Consider the following 2,616-nt stretch of genomic DNA (forward strand, 5'->3'; position numbering starts at 1 on the left):
AAAAAAAATTCAACACTCCTTGAGATAATTTTTCCTCATTCTTGATGCACGAATATACTTGACTAGCATAATTATATAGAACCCATTTGAGATCTATATAATTGTTGGGAAATTCAGAAGAAGATTTGTCCCCTCTCCTCGCAGGAGATGGGTTGGGGGAGAGATTTTCTAGATTGCTCGCTCAAATACCTACAATTTTATTCTAGTGCCGTGTCAAGCTTGAAAATGTGGATTAAAAACCTAACCCCCCAACCCCCTTCCCTGCAAGGGAAGGGGGGGAGAAATCCCCTCTCCTCGCAGGAGAGGGGTTAGGGGAGAGGTCTTCGCTGGTTGCTCGCTCCTAACACACCATTTCAAGCTTGACGCGCTACTAGATACACCCACCAAACCGACTATTGTCTATTTATTCATGCTTATTGTTTGTTGAATAAATATTCATATAGACTTTATGAGATTGACAAATGATTCGACTTGTGCAGGTAGCTAATAAGGGTTGATTTTCACTATGAAGGAAAGCCTAATTATATGAGCTTTTATATGAAGTTTGATAGGCTCATACCAGCCAATCCTTTACGTCTTGATTATGTAGATAGTCAAAAGATGGAAGAGGAATATAATGGACTTGGCTTTAACCGAAAGGGGCAATTCCGATCTGGTTTGTCAGTTTTGGCAGCAATGGAATGAACATAGAGAACAACTATATCGGTGCTGTTTTAGGTTGATGAACTCTAACCAAACGGATGCTGAAGATGCTCTAAGTCGTGCAATGCTGAAAGCTTGGGAAAAGGTGCAAAAGTTCGAGGGGAAAATTACTAATTTTAAGGCTTGGTTGGTACAGGTGACTCGTAATCTCTGTATCGATATTATTAGAGAACATTCTCGACAGGCTACGGGTGTTGAAAGTATTGAACGGGTAGCCAATACTGAGGAGATGGGTATGGCCTCTTCGGTGGAGTCACCAGAGAGTATTCTGGAGAGAGAGGAGAGGTATATTGAGATTCGACGGGCGATCGCTGATTTACCGGAAAGGTTGCATGAGACTTTTACTTTGCATTTTTATGAAGAGCTTACCCATACAGAAATTGCGGAACGGCAAGGGATATCCTACGACAATGTATGCAGGCGGATATATGTGGCTAAGAAAAAGCTCAAAGAGAAGTTGAGCAACTATTTTCTAGGGAAGGGAGAGAATGTAAGTGTTACGGCAGGGAAAGGCCGGAAGTTGTCTACCCCAAGGAAAAACAGGACTTACACAAAACAAGGTGTTTCTGTCATTGCGAGCGGCAGCGAAGCAATCTCAAACGTGGAAATTGGGTTCCTCATGGGTAAGTCCTCGATAAATCAGGAAAAGCAGCAGAGTATTGAGTCGGAAGAAAAGAAAGGGTTGGAGACGGGGATGAAACAAGATCGGGCTACATTCGATCGCCATTCTATTTCTCCATCACCCCACCTTTCCCTCCTGGGAGGGGTTACGGGTGGGTTACCATTACAAGAAGAGGTAATAAAGGTAGAAAAATCTGAGTCTGTGAATAGTTCTCTGGAGCTAGGGGATAATTTAGATCAGACTATTCAGGAAGTGGCCACAGTATCGGTAGAAGTAGAGAGCGATCGCTTAGTTGAGGCAGAACAACAAGAGTATATGGAGAGTGCTGTCGAGTCAAGGGAGCAAGTCGATCGGGAGATTCAGGAGACTGCTACAGAATTAACAAAAGTAGAGTCTGTCGAGGTAGTTGAAGAAGAAAAAGATGGGTGTGTGGAAAGTTCGGTAGAGTCAAATCAAACCCGGAGAATTACTATATCCAAGTTATTGCAACTGAAACGGAGTGGAAGGAAGCCATCTCAGGAGTTGAGGAGATGGCTTCCTTTCGTCGCCATGACAAACGTTCAACTCGATTCTATATCAAAGGATAATAGATATTTCGATAAAATCAAGAATTTTATTAAACCTTTTCTGGGAACTGGAAGCAAAAGTTCTCAGAAAAATCTTTTTTTGTACCACCCACTCTCTGCAAAAATTTCTTCCTTTTTGTCTGTTGCCTGTTGCCTATCAACTGCCAGCAAAAGTTCCCAGAAAAAATCTTTTGTCTGTTGTTTATCAAGGGAGCAGACGCGATGGTTGAGACCGTATGTTATGTGGGGGAGTTTGACAGAGGATAATACTAAATATGGGTTAATATCTCGGTTAGTGGGAGAGATATAACTTTTCCTTAATGTTAGGAGTTCATTGAAGGATATTCAGTGTATTTGGCATAGCTCGTTGATGGATACAGGGGGTTCAAGAATTGAGAATTGAGAATGGAGAATTACCTCTCCTTGAAAACGGATAGGATTGACGAACAGGAAAATTATTATTTATTATCGCCTTAGAGCGGTTTTCATATGAATAAACCACAATCATACTGACTCATTACTCCTTACTCCTTACTCCTTACTCATTACTCCTTACTCATTACTCCTACAACAGTTTTGTGGTCTACTCAACTGAAAAGCACTGTAAAAGGGGAGGCTTTACAGCGGTTTTCATATTAATAAACCACAATGATACTGACTCCTTACTCCTTACTCATTACTCCTTACTCCTACAACATTTTTGTGGTCTACTCAACTGAAAAGCAC

1 protein-coding gene is annotated in these 2,616 nt (G+C 41.4%); it reads left to right on the forward strand.

The window, feature by feature from the left end:
• The first annotated feature begins 616 nt into the window (after positions 1–616).
• Positions 617–2,200, forward strand: coding sequence for an RNA polymerase sigma factor (locus tag ACP6PL_RS08670; protein WP_426544580.1), 1,584 nt, complete (start codon positions 617–619; stop codon positions 2,198–2,200).
• Positions 2,201–2,616 lie beyond the last annotated feature (416 nt).

It is taken from the genome of Dapis purpurea BLCC-M126 (assembly GCF_050015975.1).
Classification (GTDB): Bacteria; Cyanobacteriota; Cyanobacteriia; order Cyanobacteriales; family Microcoleaceae; genus Trichodesmium.